The 18910-nt window shown below is 57.6% G+C and carries 20 protein-coding genes; 8 read left to right on the top strand and 12 right to left on the bottom strand.

The window, feature by feature from the left end; translation table 11 throughout:
• Positions 1-93 precede the first annotated feature (93 nt).
• The 4 genes from STH12_RS16660 to STH12_RS16645 all read right to left on the bottom strand — a co-directional run bounded on the left by STH12_RS16660 (position 94) and on the right by STH12_RS16645 (position 4469).
• Positions 94-2124, bottom strand: a complete 2031-nt coding sequence (locus tag STH12_RS16660) for a M20/M25/M40 family metallo-hydrolase (protein ID WP_164551236.1) — start codon at positions 2122-2124, stop codon at positions 94-96.
• 166 nt (positions 2125-2290) lie between these two features.
• Complete coding sequence (locus tag STH12_RS16655; RefSeq protein ID WP_164551235.1) at positions 2291-2611, bottom strand: DUF3325 family protein; 321 nt, start codon at positions 2609-2611, stop codon at positions 2291-2293.
• Positions 2608-4173: a PepSY-associated TM helix domain-containing protein gene (locus STH12_RS16650; protein WP_126168585.1), complete on the bottom strand. Its 1566-nt coding sequence runs from the start codon at positions 4171-4173 to the stop codon at positions 2608-2610. The genes STH12_RS16655 and STH12_RS16650 overlap by 4 nt, the downstream gene beginning before the upstream one ends.
• The gene (locus STH12_RS16645; RefSeq protein ID WP_126168584.1) at positions 4170-4469 is read right to left on the bottom strand and encodes a hypothetical protein; all 300 of its coding nucleotides are present in this window, start codon (positions 4467-4469) and stop codon (positions 4170-4172) included. The genes STH12_RS16650 and STH12_RS16645 overlap by 4 nt, the downstream gene beginning before the upstream one ends.
• A gap of 279 nt (positions 4470-4748) precedes the next feature.
• On the opposite strand from STH12_RS16645, the gene STH12_RS16640 reads away from it, so the two are divergent.
• Both STH12_RS16640 and STH12_RS16635 read left to right on the top strand, forming a co-directional pair.
• Positions 4749-6101: a diguanylate cyclase domain-containing protein gene (locus STH12_RS16640; RefSeq protein ID WP_126168583.1), complete on the top strand. Its 1353-nt coding sequence runs from the start codon at positions 4749-4751 to the stop codon at positions 6099-6101.
• The gene (locus STH12_RS16635) at positions 6098-6997 is read left to right on the top strand and encodes a type 2 periplasmic-binding domain-containing protein (protein WP_126168582.1); all 900 of its coding nucleotides are present in this window, start codon (positions 6098-6100) and stop codon (positions 6995-6997) included. Before STH12_RS16640 ends, STH12_RS16635 begins: the two co-directional genes overlap by 4 nt.
• Positions 6998-7083: 86 nt before the next feature.
• Here STH12_RS16635 and STH12_RS16630 read toward each other — a convergent pair whose 3' ends face one another.
• From STH12_RS16630 to STH12_RS16615, 4 genes are all read right to left on the bottom strand, one after another.
• A complete protein-coding gene (locus tag STH12_RS16630) occupies positions 7084-8766 on the bottom strand; it encodes a flavin monoamine oxidase family protein (protein WP_164551234.1) in 1683 nt (560 codons plus the stop codon).
• 329 nt (positions 8767-9095) lie between these two features.
• Positions 9096-10154, bottom strand: coding sequence for a hypothetical protein (locus STH12_RS16625; protein WP_126168580.1), 1059 nt, complete (start codon positions 10152-10154; stop codon positions 9096-9098).
• A gap of 81 nt (positions 10155-10235) precedes the next feature.
• Positions 10236-10886, bottom strand: coding sequence for a DUF2959 domain-containing protein (locus STH12_RS16620; RefSeq protein ID WP_126168579.1), 651 nt, complete (start codon positions 10884-10886; stop codon positions 10236-10238).
• 17 nt (positions 10887-10903) lie between these two features.
• A complete protein-coding gene (locus tag STH12_RS16615) occupies positions 10904-11125 on the bottom strand; it encodes a hypothetical protein (protein ID WP_126168578.1) in 222 nt (73 codons plus the stop codon).
• A 91-nt stretch (positions 11126-11216) separates the two neighbouring features.
• Here STH12_RS16615 and STH12_RS16610 point away from each other — a divergent pair, with 91 nt between their 5' ends.
• From STH12_RS16610 to STH12_RS16590, 5 genes are all read left to right on the top strand, one after another.
• Positions 11217-12272 carry a virulence factor BrkB family protein gene (locus STH12_RS16610; protein ID WP_237158646.1) on the top strand — a complete coding sequence of 352 codons (1056 nt, stop codon included), beginning with the start codon at positions 11217-11219 and terminating at the stop codon, positions 12270-12272.
• Positions 12272-13231 (top strand): alpha/beta fold hydrolase, encoded by a 960-nt coding sequence (locus STH12_RS16605; protein ID WP_126168577.1) that lies wholly within the window; start codon positions 12272-12274, stop codon positions 13229-13231. The genes STH12_RS16610 and STH12_RS16605 overlap by 1 nt, the downstream gene beginning before the upstream one ends.
• Before the next feature lie 65 nt (positions 13232-13296).
• A complete protein-coding gene (gene dtd, locus STH12_RS16600; RefSeq protein WP_126168576.1) occupies positions 13297-13734 on the top strand; it encodes a D-aminoacyl-tRNA deacylase in 438 nt (145 codons plus the stop codon).
• A gap of 2 nt (positions 13735-13736) precedes the next feature.
• A complete protein-coding gene (locus tag STH12_RS16595) occupies positions 13737-14183 on the top strand; it encodes a thioesterase domain-containing protein (protein WP_126168575.1) in 447 nt (148 codons plus the stop codon).
• Positions 14184-14344: 161 nt separating this feature from the next.
• A complete protein-coding gene (locus STH12_RS16590) occupies positions 14345-14935 on the top strand; it encodes an FMN-dependent NADH-azoreductase (RefSeq protein WP_126168574.1) in 591 nt (196 codons plus the stop codon).
• A gap of 3 nt (positions 14936-14938) precedes the next feature.
• Here STH12_RS16590 and STH12_RS16585 read toward each other — a convergent pair whose 3' ends face one another.
• Positions 14939-15226, bottom strand: coding sequence for a hypothetical protein (locus tag STH12_RS16585; protein ID WP_126168573.1), 288 nt, complete (start codon positions 15224-15226; stop codon positions 14939-14941).
• Between the two features lie 19 nt (positions 15227-15245).
• On the bottom strand, positions 15246-15563 hold the full coding sequence (locus STH12_RS16580; RefSeq protein ID WP_126168572.1) for a rhodanese-like domain-containing protein: 318 nt from the start codon (positions 15561-15563) through the stop codon (positions 15246-15248).
• 161 nt (positions 15564-15724) lie between these two features.
• Here STH12_RS16580 and STH12_RS16575 point away from each other — a divergent pair, with 161 nt between their 5' ends.
• Positions 15725-16855, top strand: coding sequence for an HD domain-containing phosphohydrolase (locus STH12_RS16575; protein WP_126168571.1), 1131 nt, complete (start codon positions 15725-15727; stop codon positions 16853-16855).
• Positions 16856-16945: 90 nt separating this feature from the next.
• On the opposite strand, the gene STH12_RS16570 is transcribed toward STH12_RS16575, so the two are convergent.
• Together STH12_RS16570 and STH12_RS16565 are read right to left on the bottom strand one after the other, a co-directional pair.
• On the bottom strand, positions 16946-18178 hold the full coding sequence (locus STH12_RS16570) for a beta-ketoacyl-ACP synthase (RefSeq protein ID WP_126168570.1): 1233 nt from the start codon (positions 18176-18178) through the stop codon (positions 16946-16948).
• Positions 18175-18900 (bottom strand): 3-ketoacyl-ACP reductase FabG2, encoded by a 726-nt coding sequence (locus tag STH12_RS16565; RefSeq protein WP_126168569.1) that lies wholly within the window; start codon positions 18898-18900, stop codon positions 18175-18177. Before STH12_RS16565 ends, STH12_RS16570 begins: the two co-directional genes overlap by 4 nt.
• Positions 18901-18910 lie beyond the last annotated feature (10 nt).

Genomic DNA, 18910 nt, shown 5'->3' with positions numbered 1-18910 from the left:
GTTGCTGAATGCCATGAAAAAGCCCCGCGGTGCGGGGCTTTGGCTCAGATAGGTGTGTGCCTAAGGCGGGAAGAACCCGCCTTGGGCTAGAGATTACAGCTTGACCGGCACCAGATTGGAGCAGCTACCTGTACTGTCACAGACCTGATAGCTCACGTTCACCGGATCGTTTTTGCCAACCTTGAATCTGTCGGTGAAGCTGGTGCGGCTGGTTGAACCCACTTCGACGCCGTCACGCAGCACCTTAAAGCCGGGGGTGCCGGTATCCCAGCGCAGCGACACATACACGCTGCCAAGACGGGACTTGGAGGCCTTGGCGACCTGCAACTCAATATCGCCCTGGGGTGGCTCTGGCACAGTCACATCGAAGCTTTGACTGCTGCTGGCGCTGGCACCGTCATCGTCGGTCACGGTCAGGGTGACTGTGTAATTGCCCGACTGGGCGTAACTGTGGCTGGTGTTCGCACCGTTGCCGGTACTGCCATCGCCGAAGTTCCACTGCCAGCTCACCAACTGGCCGTCACTGTCGCTGGCGCTGGACACAAACTGGCCGGTGGCTCCATTGAAGCTGGCGCTGAAGTTCGACACCGGTGGCTGATTGGGGGTTGGGGTCGACACATCAAAGCTGCCGGTGAGGCTTAAATCTGCGTAAGCGCTGTAGGCTTTGAGCATCACATGCCAGGTGCCTTCGGTGGCCTGAGCCAGGTCGCAGCTTTCATTACTGCCGTTGTTCCAGGAGCGGCAGTCAAAATCTGAGGTCGACGGCGGCGTGCCGAACTTCACGTACATGTCGGCATCGCCATTGTTGGCGCTGGTGACAAAGCGCAGGTTCTCGGCATTGGCCGGTACCGCGAGGGTGAAATAGCTCTGGGCATCCTTGGCGGCGCTGAGCCCGGTGAGAGCCACGCCATTTTCAAGCTCGCCGGTTTCGGGGCCTGTGCCACCTGTGTTAAAGCCCAGCTCTACCAGATAGCTCGAGGCCAGCTTGGCAAAGTTGAGTGCATGTTCCATGGTGGGGTCGAGCTTGTCCAGGGTGTCCTGGGCGGTGTGGATATGGGGGTTGTAGTCGTTGAAGCGTGACTCAAATGGCATGGCAGCCGGGTAACCCTGATTGTGCCAGGAGGCATGATCCGAGCAGCCATAACCGCACACATCCACGCCGTAGCTTATCTCGGTATGGTAGGTATCCATCAGCTTGATAAGAAACTGATTCAGGCCCGAGTCTGTGTAGTCCTGCATCAGCACTATGTCTTCGTTGCTGCCGTTAAAGCCGGTCATATCCAGCTGCATAACCGCTACCACATTTTGCCCCTGACTGCGGGCCTCGGCGGCGATTTCGGCGCTGCCACGCAGACCCACTTCCTCGGCGGCATAGCCGATAAACTTGATGGTGCGCTTGGGCTGACCCTGGCTCATAAAGGCGCGGATCACCTCGGTGATGGTGGCCATGCCCGAGGCATTGTCGTCGGCGCCGGGAGCGCGGGTGGTTTCTGTGGTGTAGCCATTGATGGAGTCCAGGTGGCCGCCAAGAACGACAATCTCATCCGGGGCTTCGCTGCCGGTGAGGGTGAGGACGACCGAGTCCTGACGCCAGTCGGCATGGTCATACACGGCGGCATTGGCCCAGCTCTGCCCCCCGGCCAGTGCTGCCCAGTTGTCTTTCACCCAATGGGCGGCGTTTTCACCGTGGCTGGTGGTGTAGTAGCGGTTGGTGAATGCCTCCAGGCTGGTGACTGTATCCTTGATATTGCTTGCCATCAGCCGCGGCAGAATGTCGGCAACCCTCGCCGCCTGATTGGGCTCGCCGGGGAAACTGAATGCGGCCTGGCTCACTGGCACCAGACTGGCGGCCAGGGCATCGGCCTCGGTGGCATGCACGCTGAAACCGCCGCAGCGATTGTGCTCTTTGTGCATCAGGGCGCTTAATTCCAGTAGCTTATCTTCGTTGAGGCGGGTGATAAGCTTACCGCCGCTTTGCTTGGTGCCGGTCTGCAGATTGTGTTTTTGCATCAGGCCGCTGAGGGTGGCCTGGGCATCTTTGTCAGTCATAATCCACAGATCGCCGGCCATGGCCGACAGGGGTGAGAGTAGCGCGAGGGTGAGCAGGCTCTTTTGAAGCTTCATGGGTCGGTATCCTTACTTGTTATTATTCGAGACCGACAATCCATGTTGGTGCCGCAGGCGGTCTGTGCGCTCTCCATTCTGCCGTGGGGCTAAGGCGTGCGACATTGGCAAAAGCGGTTAAATTCGCCCGCGCCGACTCATACCTGTGGTCAGGTTGCTGTGCGGTTTACAGCCACAGCAAGCAAAGTGCAGGCGCGGCCATCAAGGCTGCCCCCGGCAACAGACCGGGTCGCTGTTTCACCAGCAGCAGAACCAGCAAGGCCGCAGGTGTCAGCAGGGTAAGTAGTTCGATAACGCCATAGCTGCCCCCAATGACAGTGGCAATCACCACTGCAAGGATAATCAGCCCCAGGCCGCAACATTGCAGACATCGGCCCTGAAGCTCGCTTGGGGGGCGGTTGAAAGCGGCACGAAAGTGGCTGAACTGCGACAGCGCCAGCAGACAAAATGCTGCCAGCAGCAGACCAAACAGGGCGAGCGTGTTCATGCGGTTTGCTCCCTCAGTGCTTTGGCGCGGGCCGGAACGCCCTTTGGCAGCTTGCGCACCGCCTGCAAGCATGCAAGCGCCGTGAGTAAGAACAGCATATCGGCCACCACCAAAGGCCATTGCCCGGCAGCCATATTGCCAAGCAAGCCGAGCGGCGCCGTGAGGCTGTTAAGCAGCGGCATCAGCAGCGCCAGCAAACCTGTGACTGCCAGCAGGCTGCGCCAGGCCGCGGCATCGCGGCGAAACAGCGCCACCAAAGCGCAGATCCCAAGCCCGATGAAGAAGGCGTGTACTTCCCACTGTGCCCGCCCAGACAGGTCGGTGGGCAGGATGCGGTTGGCATAGAAAAACAGCAGTGTGCCCAGCGGCAGGCCGACAATGGCAGTCAGATTCAGCCCTTCAACCAAGCTAAGCCCAAATCCCTGTTTACGTTTTTCTCTGAGCCTCAGCGCCCACATCAGACAGCCCGATGCAATCATCACGCAGCCCAGCAGTCCCATCACAAAGCCCACCACGCGCAGTAAGGGGCCTGCGAAGCGGGCGGTGTGCAGTGCCATCAGGGTGTCGTGGACAGTATCGACTGTGCTTTGGGCTTTGGGTTGGCTCAGCAGCTCGCCGCTGGCGCTGAAAACCAGCTGGTCTCGCTCGTCGGTGACTTCGCGGCCAGAGTCGCGGGTGAAGCTTATCCGGCCATTGGCATCGCCGGGATGTTGCAGGCGCACTTCTTTCAGCGCCACCTCATCGCCCCATATAGCCTGGACTTGTGGCAGCAACTGACTGATGGGTATTGGCTCCAACGCCAGGCCGCTGGCCTTGATGGGTTCGGCCCGTGGCGACAGTTCCTGACGCATGGCGCGCGCATCGCCGTCCCACACACTGTAGGCGGCCCAGGGCATGTACATTAGCATCAGGGTAATCAGGCCCGTGTAGGTGATCACCAGATGAAATGGCAGCGCCATCACTGAGCTCAGGTTATGGGCATCGAGCCAGGAGCGGCTGCCCTTACCGGGGCGAAAGCTGAAAAAGTCTTTGAAAATCCGCTTGTGAATGATGATGCCACTGATAAGGGCAATCAGCATAAACATGGTGCAGATGCCCACCAGATAGCGGGCCAGGGGCACAGGCAGGTAGTGCAAGTCAAAGTGCAGCCGGTAGAAGAAGTTACCCCCCAGGGTGTCGCGGCTCTCGGGGGCGGGATTGCCGTCCATGTCCATCACCTGACTGTGGATCCTGGGTCTGCCCTGTTCACCGGGCTTACGCGCCTCGCTCCAACTGAACGCAAGATAAGGTCGCCGCTCGGTTGGCAGCTCAATATACCAGTCCGGCGCCTTGGGGGCGCGAGCCTGCAAAAAGGCCTGCCCCTGTTGCAGGCTGTGTGCCAGCGATTGTTGCAGCTCATTGCTGAGCACGTTTTGATGCAGTTCAGGCTTGCTGTACAGGCTTATCTCGTGGCGGAAAAAGCTTAAGGTTCCGGCAAAGAACACCAACAGCAGTAACCAGCACACCAGCAGCCCAGCCCAGGTGTGCAGCCAGCTCATGGAGCGGAAAAAGGTCTCTTTCATGGGGCAGGCGCCTCAAGTAGCAGCAGGGAGAGCAGCAAGGGCGTGCTCCAAATAAGCCAGTTCACGCTGGCGCGCAGGGTGCAGCGGGCGGCGTAACTGTAGAGGATCCACAGGCCAAAAATGAGAAACGACAGCAACATGCCAAGCACGGCCGCATCGCCGCGTTGGATATCCATAAGCCGCGGCAGTATGAGCGGCGCGGCGGCGGCAAAGGCGGCGGCCAGCGCATAACCGCCGACAATGGCAAGCAGGCTGCGGCTCAGCAGTTTACGACTTTCCCCGGATAAGAATGGCATGGTGTTTCCCGGCGCAGGTGACAGGGCGGGGATCCTAATCCAAGATAATTAAATGATAAACATTCTCAATTGTGATTTACATTGTAAAGATGAGGTCTTTGACCGACCGCACCATTGGCGGTATTTACACTGTTAAGTTTCTCAAGCTGGCGATTCGTGGATATGCTTGAGGGAAGGTGCGAATAAGTCCCGTGCTTGCTCTGCGTGGGCTTAAAGTGGATAGATGCAAGGTACAGTTCGCACCTTCCTTGGGTAAGTCTCATTGCCGATAGGTGGTCTATGCAAAGTGCCCACTTGGCCCGTACCAAACTATGGATCCTGGCGTTTGCCATTGTGTACTGGCTATTGTCATTGTTGACGGTGGAATACCTGCACCGCAGCTACGTAAGGGACTATCTGGCTGAACAACAACAGTGGTTTTCGCAAAAATTGGCGCTGATCAGAGCCAATATCGAAGCCAAGGTGAATGCCGACATCCTGTTGGCAGACAGCCTTGCGACTATTCTCAGCTTCAATCCCGACATGCCCTACAGCCAATGGACTGTGCTGGCCGAATTGATGGCCGGCAAGGGCGAGTTTATCCGCAGCGTCAGCATAGCTCCCAATGATGTGGTTGCCATGGTGTATCCGCTGCAAGGCAACGAAACCGTGATGGGGCTGGATTTCAGGCTGCTGCCCACGCAGGCGCAGGCGGTGGTTGAAGCACGCATGTCCCGGCAGATTACCCTGGATGGTCCCCTGACCCTGGTGCAGGGCGGTACCGGGTTGATTGCCAGGGCGCCGGTGTTCTCCAATCCGCCGCTGAACAGCCATTATTGGGGTGTGTGCAGTGTGGTGATAGATCTCGACCAACTGATAGCCCAGATGCGCAGCACTGAACTTGCCGAAGGCACCACCTTAGCGATAAGACCGCTGAGTTATCCGGATACCACAGGCGCTCCTTTTATAGGTGTCGTTGAAGATTTTGCCGCCGCCAAGGCCACCGCCAGGGTGCATTTGCTCGGCGCGACCTGGGAGCTGGCACTGGCCGATCGGCGCGAGCTTAGGGCCTGGGGCTGGCAGAATGCTGCGCGCCTCCTGGGGTACAGCGTTGCCCTGTTGCTGTTTTTGAGCTTCTTGATGGTTGCCAATGCATATCGCATGGCACATCTGGTGTCGCTGCACGATATGCTCACCGGCCTACCCAACCGCCGATTTGCCATGGCGCTGCTGTCCAAGCTGATCCAAACCCCCAATGGCCGCTTTGTGGTGGTCAATGTCGACCTGAATCACTTTAAGCAAGTGAATGATAACTTTGGACATGCAGCCGGTGATGCTATGTTGAAAGCGGTGGCCATGCGCATGCAGTCGGGGCTTCGCAGCAGCGATATAGTGGCAAGGCTGGGCGGAGATGAATTTCTGCTGATTTTGCCACGGCTGACTGAGCCGGAAGATATCGAGCGGGTGCTGGCCAAGATACGCCAGGCCGCCTGCGAACAGCCGCTTGAGCTTGAAGAGCTGACCCTGACCATCAGTATCAGCATGGGGCAGGCCAGGTATCCTGAGGATGGCTTGGATATTTCAGCCTTGCTGCATGATGCCGATAAAGCCATGTATACCGACAAACAACGGATTAAAGGGGAACATCAATGAACTGGCGTCGCCTGGCCTTGATTGCCACCAGTGCCTGCACCTTGCTGTTGACCCTGCCGGGACTGGCGGCCGATGCCATGCAGGTTCGTTATGTGGATGCCAGCCAAATGAAGCACAACCCCAACAACGCCTATTTTGGCCAGTTGTTGCAGCTGGCGTTGGAAAAGTCGGTCGACAAATACGGCCCCTATCAACTGACTCCCATCGATATAGATATTTCCCAGCGGCGCCATTTTCGCGAGCTGGACAATGGCATCATCAACGTGTTCTGGACCATGACCAATTATCGGCGCGAAACCGAGGCATTGCCGGTGAGGGTACCGCTGATGAAGGGCGTGTATGGGCTTCGACTGCTGGCGAGCAACCCCAGAGATCTCGATACCCTTGCCAGCGTGAAAACCCAGGCTGAGTTGGCGGCATTCAGTTTTATTCAGGGGCTCGATTGGCCCGACACCCAAATTCTTCGCCTGAACCGGCTTGAGGTGTCCACCGAGGTATCCGAAGGCGACATGTACGAGTTTACCCGCCGCCACCCGGGGCATCTGTTTCCACGCGCCGTGACCGAGCTGTACGCCGAAACCGATAGTGGTGGCTACTACGACCTGGCCAACGAACGGCACTTACTGCTGCGTTATCCGGCGGTGATGTACTTCTTTGTCGCCAAAGACAATCAGCAACTTGCCGAGCGGCTCGAGTTTGGTCTCAGGGCGGCCATGGCCGATGGCAGTTTCGATAAGCTGTTTTATGGTTTTGCACCCCACCGGGAAGCGCTCAGACAGGCGCAGCTTTCAGAGCGTACTCTTATTAATTTGAGCAATCCGCTGTTGCCCCAAACCGCCGACGAACAGGCGGTGCTGAAACTGCAGGATGAGGTGATTGCTCATCAGCTGCAGTGATGGCCGCAGTAAATGCCCAAACCCTAAGCCAATGAAAAGCCGCCTTTGAGGCGGCTTTTTGCTGGCCAAACTTCGTCTCCCGGCGCTTATTCCTGCGCCAGTTCCCTGGCGATGCGCTCGCCGGAGGAGATAGCACCATTCATATAGGACCAGTAATCCACGTCACAGGCCTCACCGGCGAACAGGATATTGCCCTCGCGGCTGAATTGGGCCCCCCAGAAACCGGTCATGGTGCCCACCACCGGGCTGACGAAAGCGCCTCTGGACCAGGGGTTCTGCCACCAGTTGGACACCAGTGCCTTGCCGGTGTACTGGGCCGAGATCCCGGGCCAGATCTTGTCGTACTCGGCCAGCAGCCGGTTAACATCGCTGCTGTGGGCCGGGCCATGGTACAGGCGACCCGAGAGGTGCTCGCCCCAGTAGCCGCCGGTGTAGTTCACGATAATGCCTTTGTCGCTGGGGGAGGTGGTGTCGCCTTCCCAGGTGCTGATAAAGCTGTCGGGCCCCGAATAGGACACGGCGCTCATGGACACTTCACGGCCGTGGATCTGCCGGGTCTGGGCGTAGTCACGGCTGGCAAATTCCAGCTGCAACTTGCCGTTATCGGCCGCTTGCATTTCCAGCAGTGAGCGCTGTTTGGCCGGGGCAAAGCTGTCCCAAATTCTGGGGTCTATGTCGATGTTTTTAATCAGATGATAGGGCATGGCCAGTACCAGACGCTCGCAGTCATCGCTGCTGCCATCCTCAAAATGCAGGCTGTAAGGCCCCATGGCCTCGCCGCGAATGGCAACCAGCTTTTTGCCCATCAGAATTTGGCCATCATCAAGCTCGGCTGCCATGCCGTGGATCACCGAGTCGTTACCTGTCTTGATTTTGAAGCGCTCGTCGGTGCCTGCCAGCGGCAGGCCGCCGGAGTTGCGGGTGCTCCAGCCCAACAGATAGATGAGGTTCAGCGCCGAGTTATCGTCGACGCGGCCGTATTCTGCTATCAGGTCGGTCATCAGCAGCTTGTGCACCCAGTGGCCGCTGCTGTAGCCATTGCCTTCCAGCCAATCCTGGGCGGTTATGTTATCCAGCTCGATATGGGCCTGATTATGGTTGTTGTAGAAGGGCTGCCAGGGGGCACGCTGCTGCTCCCGTTTCATCAGCTCGTACAAGCCGCCAACCCATTCATCCAGCAGGTCGTGTTCGGTGTAGAGCTCGTCGCCAATCAGGTACACCTCTTCCTCGCCGAGGGTATTTTTCCCCACATCCACCAGTTCCAGATTCAGCTGGTGGGCGAGATTGCGCAGCGCCGTGTGCTCGGTGGAAATCAGTTCGCCGCCCCATTCCACTACCCGGTTGTCGCTGAAGTAACTGCGGTCTGAGTACATGCGGCCACCGATGCGGTCGCTGCCTTCGTAGAGGGTGCAGGTCATGCCGAACTGCTTGAGTCGGTGGGCGGTACGCATGCCGCCGGGACCAGCACCAATCACGGCGATTTTCGCCTGGCTCTGACCGGTCTTCTCACCGTTGTTGCTGGCCGGCGCGGCGAAGGCGGTGGGGGCCATGGCGCCTGCGGTCAGGCCGGCGCCTATACCAGCGCCCAGGCCTTTCAGGAAGGTTCGCCGTTCACGGGCCAGTTTGTGGTCGGCGGCGGCTTGCTGACGCCAGGCTTTGTCCTGCTCCAGCACTTCTTTAACCGGTATGCCGGTGCGTTTGGCGGTGTCGGTGACGTCGTGCAGACGGCGGATAAGATCAGTGATTTTCGAGTACGACATTCTTCGCATGGGGTTGCTCCCTGTGTTGTAGTGGGCCTCCGGCTCCAACTTCCTGGCCATGGAGTGTCGACGCTGCGTTACTGCTCGCTTTTTAATCAAAGCGTCAGCATCACTCTAACAACTGAGGGTGTATCGAAAAAGAAACAATTTCGTTGTTTATCTAAAACAGATGAATGTAGGTCATGATCGCAAATTGACGTGATTTTTCTGATGCTTAAGAGTGGAATTATCCGTGTCGGCAGCCAAATCTGCTGTGTGCAGACAGGTTGAGACATTAAGGCAGGCCCGAAAGCCTGCCCCTTGGCGTTTGAATTGTTCTTAAGGCGCCGAGCTGCTCGCTAAAGTGGTGTCAGCGAGCTGAATGTCAGCAGCAGTGGCTGATTGCTGCCGTCGGCCAGGGTCAGGTTGATGGTTAACCTATGGCCGCTGGCGCTGATGTCAGCAATGGATATTCGCTGGATATCGCTGCGGCCAAGTGCTTTGGCGACAGGTTCAAAAAGCCTGACCGGCTGCCCGGGGCTAAACCAGAGTAAAGGCTCTTTTTCGTTGCCGCTCAGGCCCTTGCTGGTGCCGCCAGAGCCGGTTATCACCCCGGCATCCGCCGACATGAAACTGGGCAGTGCCTCCACTATGCCTTCGGGTAATGTAAGTGGCTGATAACCTGTGGTCTTTTGCCAAAGATAGCCCCTGTCGAGGCTGCAGCGCAGCAGCAGGGTTTGACCGTCATGGCTAATGGCTTCCGGATTCAGCAGCTGTTTCTGGCAGTCGGCGGGCGGTCTGAGGTAACTAAAACCAAGCCGGTCGCGCCACAAAAACACCTGCTTGCCGGTATAGCCTGCAACCACCTGACCGTTGCCGGAGATCCGGGTGGCCAGCCGGTAATCATCGCTGTTGGGGCTGTCGGTCAGATCCCGTGGCGGCTTGCCAAATTCATGAACAAAGGCGTGCAGGTTCGATTGCCAACCGGCATAGCCCACGGCCCTGGTGCCATCGGCCGACACATCAATCAGGTTGGTGATGAAGTTGTTTTTAAGCGGCGTGACTTGCTCAAGCCCGCTGTCTTGGTGCCAGCGAAAGCCGCGGGAAGCGTTGTGGCCAACCAGGGTGCTGCCATCCTGGCTCAGCGCCATCACAATATTGACTCCCGTGGTGCCAAAGGGTGGCAGCTTGGTAAAGCGGCCCTGCTGCCAGACAAAGTTGTGGCGGGTATCGCCCTGGCGGACACTGAAGGTGAGGGTTTGGCCATCGTCGCTGGTTTGCTCGACTCTGCAGTTTGCAAAGCCGTCGGGGCAGCTTAGGGGCGTGAGGCTAAAATCGGGCAGAGCGGCCGCAGCAGATAAACCGGGTAAAAGCGTACTGCCTGCCAGCAGCAGGGCGAGGGTGTGGCTGAATTTCATCTGACATCCTGTCAAAAAGCCCCTCGAAAGGGGCTTTGGTCACTGTGATTTGCGGGCGCATCCAGGGATGCGCGGCTGCCGTTACTGGGCGGATTCCATGGCGGCTATAAACTTGTTGGACTCGGCAATAGAGCGGTTCATCTCTTTGATAAGCCCTGAAATATCGGTTTGCAGGCTGGCAAACTCACCCTTGATGGCGCCTATGGTTTGCGCGTTCAGGTTATGCTTCAAATACAGCATATTGTCTTTCATTGAGGTGAGAATGGGCGGCATCTTGCTTTCGGCGCGGCGCATGCTGCGCATCAGCGATTCGTAGTTGCGGCGGGTTTCTTTCAGCTTGGCCTGGCTTTTTGAGCGCAGACTGGCTTTGCTGATTTCACCGATTTCGGTCTGCCATTCGTCAAACAGCGCCTCGGCCACATCTTCGACTTTGTCGATGCGATTGGACACATCGTCGGCCGCGCTTTGGGCGGACTCGTACTCGTCTTTGGCCTTGTTGTAGGCTTTCTCCAGATCGCCGCCGTCGTGATTGAGCAGCGCCTGCATTTCTTCCAGTGCCGAGCTGAATTGCTGCTGGGCTTCTTCCTGGGATTCTTTGGCGTCCTTTACCCGGTCGACCATGATGTCACGCTTGTGGTAGCCCACCTGTTCCATGGCGCCGTAATAGGCGCTCTGGCAACCGCCAAGCATCAAACCGGCACCCAGCAGCGCCACAGAGAAAAACTGTTTCATTTTGCCTTCCTTGTCATTTACTCCGCCTTAAACTTGGCGGCATCAATAATTGACCACAGGTGCGCGATGGCGCCTATGATGGCAGGAACGATAAGCCACCACAGGGCATAGCCGCCCACGGTGATCACAAAGAACAGCAAGGCCGCCATGATGCGCCCCTGCAGCAATTGCCCGAGTCCCGGGAAGAACAGATTCACCCCTGCGGCAAGTACGTTGCCTGCCGATCCCTGTTGTGACATGGATTCGCTCCTTAAAACTTGTAAAGCAAGTATTGTACGCTTTATTGTACGAACATAAACCGTTACGGTCGCTCGCGGCAAGAGAAAAACAGTGAAAAATAAGATAGATGTGAGCCTGATAAAGGGCTTTTTTCTGGGAGTTTGGCGTTTTGTGCTGCACCTTATCTCCCGGCTCAAAGAAGACCAGATAAATGTCCGTGCCGGACATCTGGCTTACGTTACCCTGCTGTCGCTGGTGCCCATGGTGGCGGTGACCATGTCGGTGCTGTCGGCGTTTCCTGTGTTTCAGGGCATTCGTGGCACCATAGAAACCTTTGTCTACGAGAATATGATCCCCGCCGCCGGCGACACGGTGCAGGCCTATATTAATGAATTTGTGAAAAATGCCTCCAAGGGCACCGCCGTGGGTATCGGCTTTTTGGTGGTGGTGGCCATCATGCTGATCTCCGCCATCGATAAAGCCCTGAATGCCATCTGGCGCACCCGCGAGAAGCGCCGTTTTATGGTGGCCTTTTCCATGTATTGGATGGTGCTCACCCTCGGTCCTGTGCTGATGGGCGCGAGTATTGCCGTGACCTCCTATGTGGTGTCACTCAAGGTGCTCAGTGAGGCGGACGTGTACGGCGTGGTGCCTATGCTGATGGAGAAGCTGCCACTGATGTTCTCGGTGGCGGCCTTCCTGCTGTTGTACATGGGCGTGCCCAATCAGAAAGTGAAGTTTCTTCATGCGCTGCTTGGCGCCCTGGTGGCTGCGCTGCTGTTCGAAGCAGGTAAGAAGGGCTTTGCCCTGTACGTGACCCAATTCCCCAGCTACGAGGCCATTTATGGCGCGCTGGCGACCATTCCTATCCTGTTTGTGTGGGTGTATTTGTCCTGGACCATAGTGCTGTTTGGTGCCGTGATTGCCTCGGCGTTGCCTGAGTATCTCGACTATGACGATAACGACATCGAGGGTGATATTAGCGAGAACGCCGGCAGTGAAAGCGATGGCAGTGAAAGCAACCAGGGCGCAGAACGGAGCGCGGGTGTGGCAGGCGAGACTGAAAGCCCATCGGACGCTGACGTAATGGATGTGGTTACTCAAGTCGACACAAGTCCCGTCGACAACAGCCCAGTCGATAAAAGCAAGGCGCAGGACGCCGTCTGATGCCGTTCAACGACAAGTTCTCACCGCCGCTGATTGGCAGTCGCTGGATTGACGTGGCAAACGGCCACAGCCTGTATCTGGCGGAATATGGCAATCCCAATGGGGTGCCGCTGCTGTATCTTCATGGCGGTCCGGGCGCAGGTTGCAGCCCCGAAGATGCCATGCTGTTCGATGCCCGCCACTGGCGCATTCTGCTGCTGGATCAGCGCGGCGCTGGTCTGTCCCGCCCAAGAGGCGCGCTGGAAAACAACAACTTAAGCCTGCTGCTGGCCGATATTGAACGGGTGCGCGAAACCTTGGGCATTGATGCCTGGTGCCTTGCCGGTGGCTCTTTCGGCGCCACGCTGGGGCTTATCTACAGCGGCCTCTATCCTCAGCGGGTGGTGGCGCAAAGCTACTGGGGGCTGTTTATTCCCTCCCTGGCTGGCATGGCCTGGCTCTATGGACCCGACGGGGCGGCAAAACTGTTTGCCGAGGAATATGATGCCTTCAGTGCCGGTATCCCCATCAAGGGATGGTTGCCGCTGCTGTTCGAGTATTTCCACAAAGGGTTTTCCCATGGCCAGTCCGCCGTGGCTGAGCGGGCGTTTCGCCGCTGGCTGGATTGGGAGCTGACGCTGGCCTTTCCCGGCAATCGATTGCTGGGGCCGCTGGACTGGCGCTCGCGGGTGCTGGCCATGATTGAACTGCACTATGCCAAGGCCTACTACTTCGAGGCCGATGCGCTGCTCACTGGCGCCGTAGCTGACATTCGCGCCGACACCCGCATTCTGCAGGGAGAGTGTGACTGGGTGTGCCCACTGCAGGTCCTGAACGACTATCCCGCGCTGGCGCCACGGCTTGGACAGGACCTTGAACTGCTGGTGGTGAACGGTGGCTACCATTCACTGGCCGACAGTCGCATGCATCAGGCGGTGGTGCAGGCAGGCAACTGGATGTTGTCGGTCTGGCATCAGTAAGCCGTTGGGAAAGGTCGTCCCCCTGTGGCACAATCGCCGGGTTTTCCATCGTTAAGGATTAATCTGTGATTGCTTTGATACAGCGGGTGAGCCGCGCCAGTGTGACTGTGGAAGGTGAAATCACCGGTGCCATCGACCAGGGGTTGCTGGTGCTGCTGGGGGTTGAGCAGCAGGACGACCGCGCCAAGCTTGAGAAGCTGGCGCACAAGGTGATGAACTACCGCGTCTTTTCCGACGAAAACGGCAAGATGAATCTCAATGTCTCTCAGGTGGGAGGCGCTTTGCTGGTGGTGTCGCAATTTACCCTGGCTGCCGATACCGGCAGAGGTCTGCGCCCAAGTTTCTCTGGCGCCGGCACGCCGGAGCAGGCCGAGCGTCTGTACGAGGAATTTGTCGCCCATTGCCGTGAGCAGGGCGTGCCCACCCAAACCGGCCGCTTTGCCGCCGATATGAAGGTGGAGCTGCTCAACGATGGTCCTGTGACCTTCCATTTGCAGGTTTAACCATGACGCCCGAACAAACCCTTCTGCAGGAGTTGAAAGACACTTGGCACAGCACCATTCCCGTCAGTGACTTTATGCAGATTTGTCCGCGCCGCTTTGCCGACGATGTGTTTGAAGTCTCAGCGCCGCTCGCGCCCAATATCAACCTGCATCAGACCATGTTTGCCGGCAGTATTTATACCCTGATGACACTGACCGGCTGGGGCCTGATGTGGCTTAAGCAGCGCGAGGCAGGGGTGGAGGGCAGTATAGTGCTGGCCGACGCCAATATTCGCTACCATGCTCCGGTGACCTCGGCGCCACTGGCGCGGGTGCGATGGCCGGGCGGGGATCTCAGCGCGCTGGCTGGCGGTAAGCGTGTGAAGCAATTGCTGACAGTCGAGCTTATCTGCGGCGATACCCTGTGCGCCAGCTTCAGCGGGCTTTACGTCAGCCTGCCCGGCCACTGAGCCTGTCTATCTTGTATGCCATAAAAGCCAGTCTGTGACTGGCTTTTCTATTTTTTAGAACGTTTTTTCTGATTTTATCCGCTTTTTTTCGCTTTTGTGGGCCAATAAACTTGCCGTCATCAAATGAATTGGCGGGAGCAGTTCCCGGTTTCGGAGGTTTTATGACAAAGGTATTGGTTCTTAAATCCAGCATTCTCGGTGACTTTTCCCAATCGGCCCGTCTGATTGATGAGTGGGTTGCCAAGGAGCGCAGTGCAGGTGTTGAGGTGACAGTGCGGGATCTGGCCGCTGAGCCGCTGCCGGTACTGGACGGCGAAATCGCCTTTGGTCTGAGGGGCGGTGACAACCTGAGCCCACGTCAGGCCGAGGTGCTTGGTCTGTCCAACGCGCTTATCGATGAGCTCAAGGCCCACGACACCCTGGTAGTGGCGGCGCCAATGTATAACTTCAGCATTCCAACCCAGCTGAAAAACTGGATTGATTTGGTTGCCCGCGCCGGTGTTACCTTCAGCTACACCGAGCAAGGTCCGGTTGGACTTATCACAGGTAAAAAAGCCCTGGTGGTGGCGACCCGTGGCGGTATGCACAAGGATGCATCTTCTGACCACGTGGTGCCTTATCTGAAGACGGTACTGGGCTTTATCGGGATTACTGAGGTGGAAGCCGTGTATGCCGAAGCACTGAATATGGGCCCGGAAGCGGCCGAGAAAGGTTTGAGCGAGGCACGCAGCCAACTGGCGATTGCTGGCTGAGTCTTATGTTGAGGGTGAGTCGTCGCCCTCACAATCGTCTACTGTCCTGTCGGTTGCGGCTTTTACCGCATCGGCAGTCGAATCATCAGCCCCATCCTCAGTGAGGACGGCACCCTTCACCCCTTGCTCGATGCAAGGGGTATTTTTTATCTCATCGCCTGGATTAGGTCGGCACAGGCTGCAACCCTCGGCGCTGTGGCTGTATTCCACATAACGCACCTTGCGGCTTGCCTGCCCCCGGCCGGAACTGACCGCAAAGCCTGGACGTGGCGTCGGCTTGTCTTTGGCCATCGCGATATCCTGGTTGGCCTCAGGCGCCAGCCAGCAAGTCTTTCAGTGAGCCGCCGTTTATGACGCTGCAGCAGCCGTTGGCGCTCAGAATGTCACAGCCTTTCTGGGCACGAATGCCTGCACCGCAGTACAGCACCATGGGCGCGGCCTTGTTGGTGTGAGTGGCAACCCAGGTTTCGAGGGTATCCAGCGGAATATTTACGGCGCCGGGCAAGTGGCCTTCGGCAAATTCGGCGGGGGTCCTGACATCCACCAGGGTGGCGCCATTTTTTACCAATTCCCAGCATTGGGCCGGAAGGGCACTGCCAGACAAACCGGCGAGCATGGACTGCAACATGGTAACCTCGATTCAATTAGAAAAAGTTTATTGAGAATAATCTTATGCAAATTGAAAAGCAAATTTGTGACCCAATAGACTTTTGGGGAATTTCCCCTGCCGATGGTCGTACCTTAGCCTAAACTCAGTTATTGGCGAAGGTAGGCAGAGGATTTGCAAGCATGTTTGATTCGACCAAGGCCATCCCGGCATATCTGTGGAAGCAGGGAAGCAATGCCACTGAGCGACTGTCGCGGATCCACGACCGACTGCTGGAGGCGTATCCGGATGTCGATCGCATAGCCTTCGCCCTGTACGACCCCCACAGTGATCTGCTGAAGACTTTTATCAACAGTACCCGCCGCGGCGATGCCATTCACGGTTACCAGTATCGCCTGAGTGAGAGCCGCTCGCTCAGTCACATTGCCAACTCGGGTGAGTGCCGCGCCATCGATGATATTCAGGCCAACATCAGCCCGGACAATCTGCATTCCGCCTGGCTGTTGCAGCAGGGCTACCTGTCATCCTTCACCATTCCCCTATACGACAACGGCTTGTTTATCGGCTTTTTATTTTTTGATTCTTCCCGTCCGGCCGCCTTTGACGCCAAAATGCAGCGAGACATGGTGCTGTATGCCAATTTGGTCAACATGTCGCTCTCCAGTGAATTTACCGCGGTGCGCACTATTTTGGCGTCGGCGCAGGTGGCCAGGGATTTTGCCGATTTGCGGGATTTTGAAACCGGCGCACATCTGGATCGCATGGCTGCCTATTCACGCTTGATTGCCAAGGGGATCGCCTTGGATGCCGGGCTCAGTGATGAGGACATAGAACATATTGCGCTGTTTGCGCCGCTGCACGATGTGGGCAAAATTGGCATTCCCGACCGGGTGCTGCTCAAGCCCGGGCCTTTAACGGCAGAAGAGCGGCAACTAATGGAAACCCATGTGGAAAAAGGCGAGGGCATTATCCGTAAAATTCTTGGCGACTTTGGCTTGAGCCACCTGCCGGACTCGCAAATCATGCTCAATATTGTTGCCTGCCACCACGAATACCTCGATGGCAGTGGCTATCCCAGAGGCCTCAAAGGTATGCAAATCCCAACCGAGGCACGCATTGTCACAGTGGCCGATATCTTCGATGCCTTAAGTTGCAGTCGGCCCTACAAACAGCCATGGCCGCTGGAGCGCTGTTTTGATGAGTTAAGACGTATGGCAGCAGCAGGTAAGCTTGATGGCCGCTGTGTGGAAGCCCTGATTGCGGCACGCGCCGATGTGGAAGAAGTGCTGGGGCGCCTGACCGACGCAGCTTAAGCGGCTTAAGCGCAGTGGCGCTAATCCATGGCCGCAAATAAAAAACCGGAGCCAACTGAGGCTCCGGTTTTTATTGGCAGATAGAGTGGCTTAGTCTTGCCAGCGCTTAAAAATCAGCGAGGTGTTGATACCGCCGAAGGCGAAGTTATTGCTCATCACATAATCGGTATCAAGCTGGCGCAGGTCGCCGCGAATGTAGTCGAGCTCGCCGCAGTCGGGGTCGATTTGTTCAAGATTGATGGTGGGCGCGAACCAGCCTTCGTTCATCATCATAATGCTGCACCAGGCTTCCAGTGCGCCGCAGGCGCCCAGGGTGTGGCCGGTATAACTCTTCAGCGACGAAATGGGCATACGGCTGCCGAACACGGCGGCGGTGGCTTGGGTTTCGGCCACATCGCCCCTGTCGGTTGCGGTGCCGTGGGCGTTCACATAGCCTATGGCATCGGCATCCAGCGCAGCATCTTTCAGCGCCAGACGGATTGCCCCTTCCATGGTGGTCGCATTGGGCTGGGTCACGTGCAGGCCGTCGCTGTTGGTGCCAAAGCCAATGAGTTCGGCATAAATATGGGCGCCGCGTGCTTTGGCGTGCTCAAGCTCCTCCAGCACCAGGGTGCAGGCACCTTCACCTATCACCAGGCCGTCTCTGTGTTTATCAAATGGCCGCGGCGTCAGCTCAGGGGTGGCGTTTCGGGTGCTGGTGGCAAACAGGGTGTCGAACACCACGGCTTCGCTGGCGCACAGCTCTTCGCCGCCACCGGCCAGCATGGCGGTTTGCATACCGTACTTGATGGCTTCATAGGCGTAACCTATGCCCTGACTGCCGGAGGTGCAGGCACTGGAAGTGGTATGAATGCGGCCCTGAAGACCGAAATACACCCCCACGTTCACTGCCGTGGTGTGGGCCATCATGCGAATATAGCTGGTGGCATCTATGCCGGACATGTCGCCGCTGTCCAGCATGCGGCCAAAGCCAACCAGGGGATCGGTACTGCCGGTGGACGAGCCATAGGCTATGCCCACCTCACCCGAGGTCAGAAAGTCGCGGCCAAGCAGGCCCGCATCTTCCAGCGCCAGTTCACTGGCCCGGGTTGCCATCAAAGATACCCGCCCCATGGAGCGGATTTTTTTGCGCGAGTAGTGGGCGGGCACGGCAAAGTCGGTCACGGGCGCGGCGAGGCGGGTGTTGAGGTTATCGAACCTGTCCCACTCATCCATGCGTACCACCTTGTTTTGCATGGCCTTGAGGCTTGCCGCAATCGATGACCAGTCATGGCCGAGGCTGCTGATGCCGCCAAAGCCTGTGACCACAACCCGGCGGCTCACAGCATGCCTCCGTTCACCGAAATCACCTGACGGGTGATGTAGGCGGCATCATCGGACATCAAAAATCCCGCCAGTGCGGCGATTTCTTCCGGCTTGCCCATGCGGCGCATCGGCACCAACTGGTCGACCATGTCGGCGGGGAACTCGCTCACCATGTCGGTTTCAATCAGGCCGGGGGCGATGCAGTTGACGGTGATCTTGCGCTTGGCGAGCTCCAGTGACAGCGCCTTGGTGGCGCCGATGAGCCCCGCCTTGGAGGCACTGTAGTTTACCTGACCACGGTTTCCGGCAATGCCGGATACCGATGCCAAAGTGATGATGCGTCCGCCCTTACGGCTTTGGATCATCGGCATCACAGTGGGCTGCACCACGTTGTAAAAACCATCGAGGTTGGTGTGGATTACGCTGTCCCACTCATCATCTGTCATGGCCGGGAAGGCGGTGTCGCGGTTGATGCCTGCATTGAGTACCACGCCATAGTAGGCGCCGTTGGCATCGATATCGGCTTCAATGGCGGCGCGCACGCCAGCGCGGTCGGCCACATCAAATTTAAGCAGGCTTACCTTCACGCCAAGGGCGGCAATCTCGCTGCATGTTGCTTCGGCGGCGGTCAGGTTTGAGTGATAATGCACTGCAATATCATAACCTTGAGATGCAAGGCGCAGGGCAATGGCCTTGCCAATGCCGCGGCTGGAACCTGTCACCAGGACTCTTTTAGTCATTGTTATGCTC

Origin of the sequence: Shewanella khirikhana (assembly GCF_003957745.1) — a bacterium.
GTDB classification, from domain to species: Bacteria; Pseudomonadota; Gammaproteobacteria; order Enterobacterales; family Shewanellaceae; genus Shewanella; species Shewanella khirikhana.
Note: the sequence above shows the minus strand (reverse complement) of the source record. Positions and strands in the feature narration are given on the sequence as shown.

Excerpts from the sequence above, each read along its gene's own strand:
- STH12_RS16625 (WP_126168580.1), bottom strand. The coding sequence starts at position 10,154 with ATGAAATTCAGCCACACCCTCGCCCTGCTGCTGGCAGGCAGTACGCTT.
- STH12_RS16580 (WP_126168572.1), bottom strand. The coding sequence starts at position 15,563 with ATGTTGCAGTCCATGCTCGCCGGTTTGTCTGGCAGTGCCCTTCCGGCC.
- STH12_RS16620 (WP_126168579.1), bottom strand. The coding sequence starts at position 10,886 with ATGAAACAGTTTTTCTCTGTGGCGCTGCTGGGTGCCGGTTTGATGCTT.
- STH12_RS16630 (WP_164551234.1), bottom strand. The coding sequence starts at position 8,766 with ATGCGAAGAATGTCGTACTCGAAAATCACTGATCTTATCCGCCGTCTG.
- STH12_RS16605 (WP_126168577.1), top strand. The coding sequence starts at position 12,272 with ATGCCGTTCAACGACAAGTTCTCACCGCCGCTGATTGGCAGTCGCTGG.
- STH12_RS16565 (WP_126168569.1), bottom strand. The coding sequence starts at position 18,900 with ATGACTAAAAGAGTCCTGGTGACAGGTTCCAGCCGCGGCATTGGCAAG.
- STH12_RS16575 (WP_126168571.1), top strand. The coding sequence starts at position 15,725 with ATGTTTGATTCGACCAAGGCCATCCCGGCATATCTGTGGAAGCAGGGA.
- STH12_RS16635 (WP_126168582.1), top strand. The coding sequence starts at position 6,098 with ATGAACTGGCGTCGCCTGGCCTTGATTGCCACCAGTGCCTGCACCTTG.
- STH12_RS16590 (WP_126168574.1), top strand. The coding sequence starts at position 14,345 with ATGACAAAGGTATTGGTTCTTAAATCCAGCATTCTCGGTGACTTTTCC.
- STH12_RS16595 (WP_126168575.1), top strand. The coding sequence starts at position 13,737 with ATGACGCCCGAACAAACCCTTCTGCAGGAGTTGAAAGACACTTGGCAC.
- STH12_RS16640 (WP_126168583.1), top strand. The coding sequence starts at position 4,749 with ATGCAAAGTGCCCACTTGGCCCGTACCAAACTATGGATCCTGGCGTTT.
- STH12_RS16615 (WP_126168578.1), bottom strand. The coding sequence starts at position 11,125 with ATGTCACAACAGGGATCGGCAGGCAACGTACTTGCCGCAGGGGTGAAT.
- STH12_RS16650 (WP_126168585.1), bottom strand. The coding sequence starts at position 4,173 with ATGAAAGAGACCTTTTTCCGCTCCATGAGCTGGCTGCACACCTGGGCT.
- STH12_RS16655 (WP_164551235.1), bottom strand. The coding sequence starts at position 2,611 with ATGAACACGCTCGCCCTGTTTGGTCTGCTGCTGGCAGCATTTTGTCTG.
- STH12_RS16660 (WP_164551236.1), bottom strand. The coding sequence starts at position 2,124 with ATGAAGCTTCAAAAGAGCCTGCTCACCCTCGCGCTACTCTCACCCCTG.
- STH12_RS16585 (WP_126168573.1), bottom strand. The coding sequence starts at position 15,226 with ATGGCCAAAGACAAGCCGACGCCACGTCCAGGCTTTGCGGTCAGTTCC.
- STH12_RS16645 (WP_126168584.1), bottom strand. The coding sequence starts at position 4,469 with ATGCCATTCTTATCCGGGGAAAGTCGTAAACTGCTGAGCCGCAGCCTG.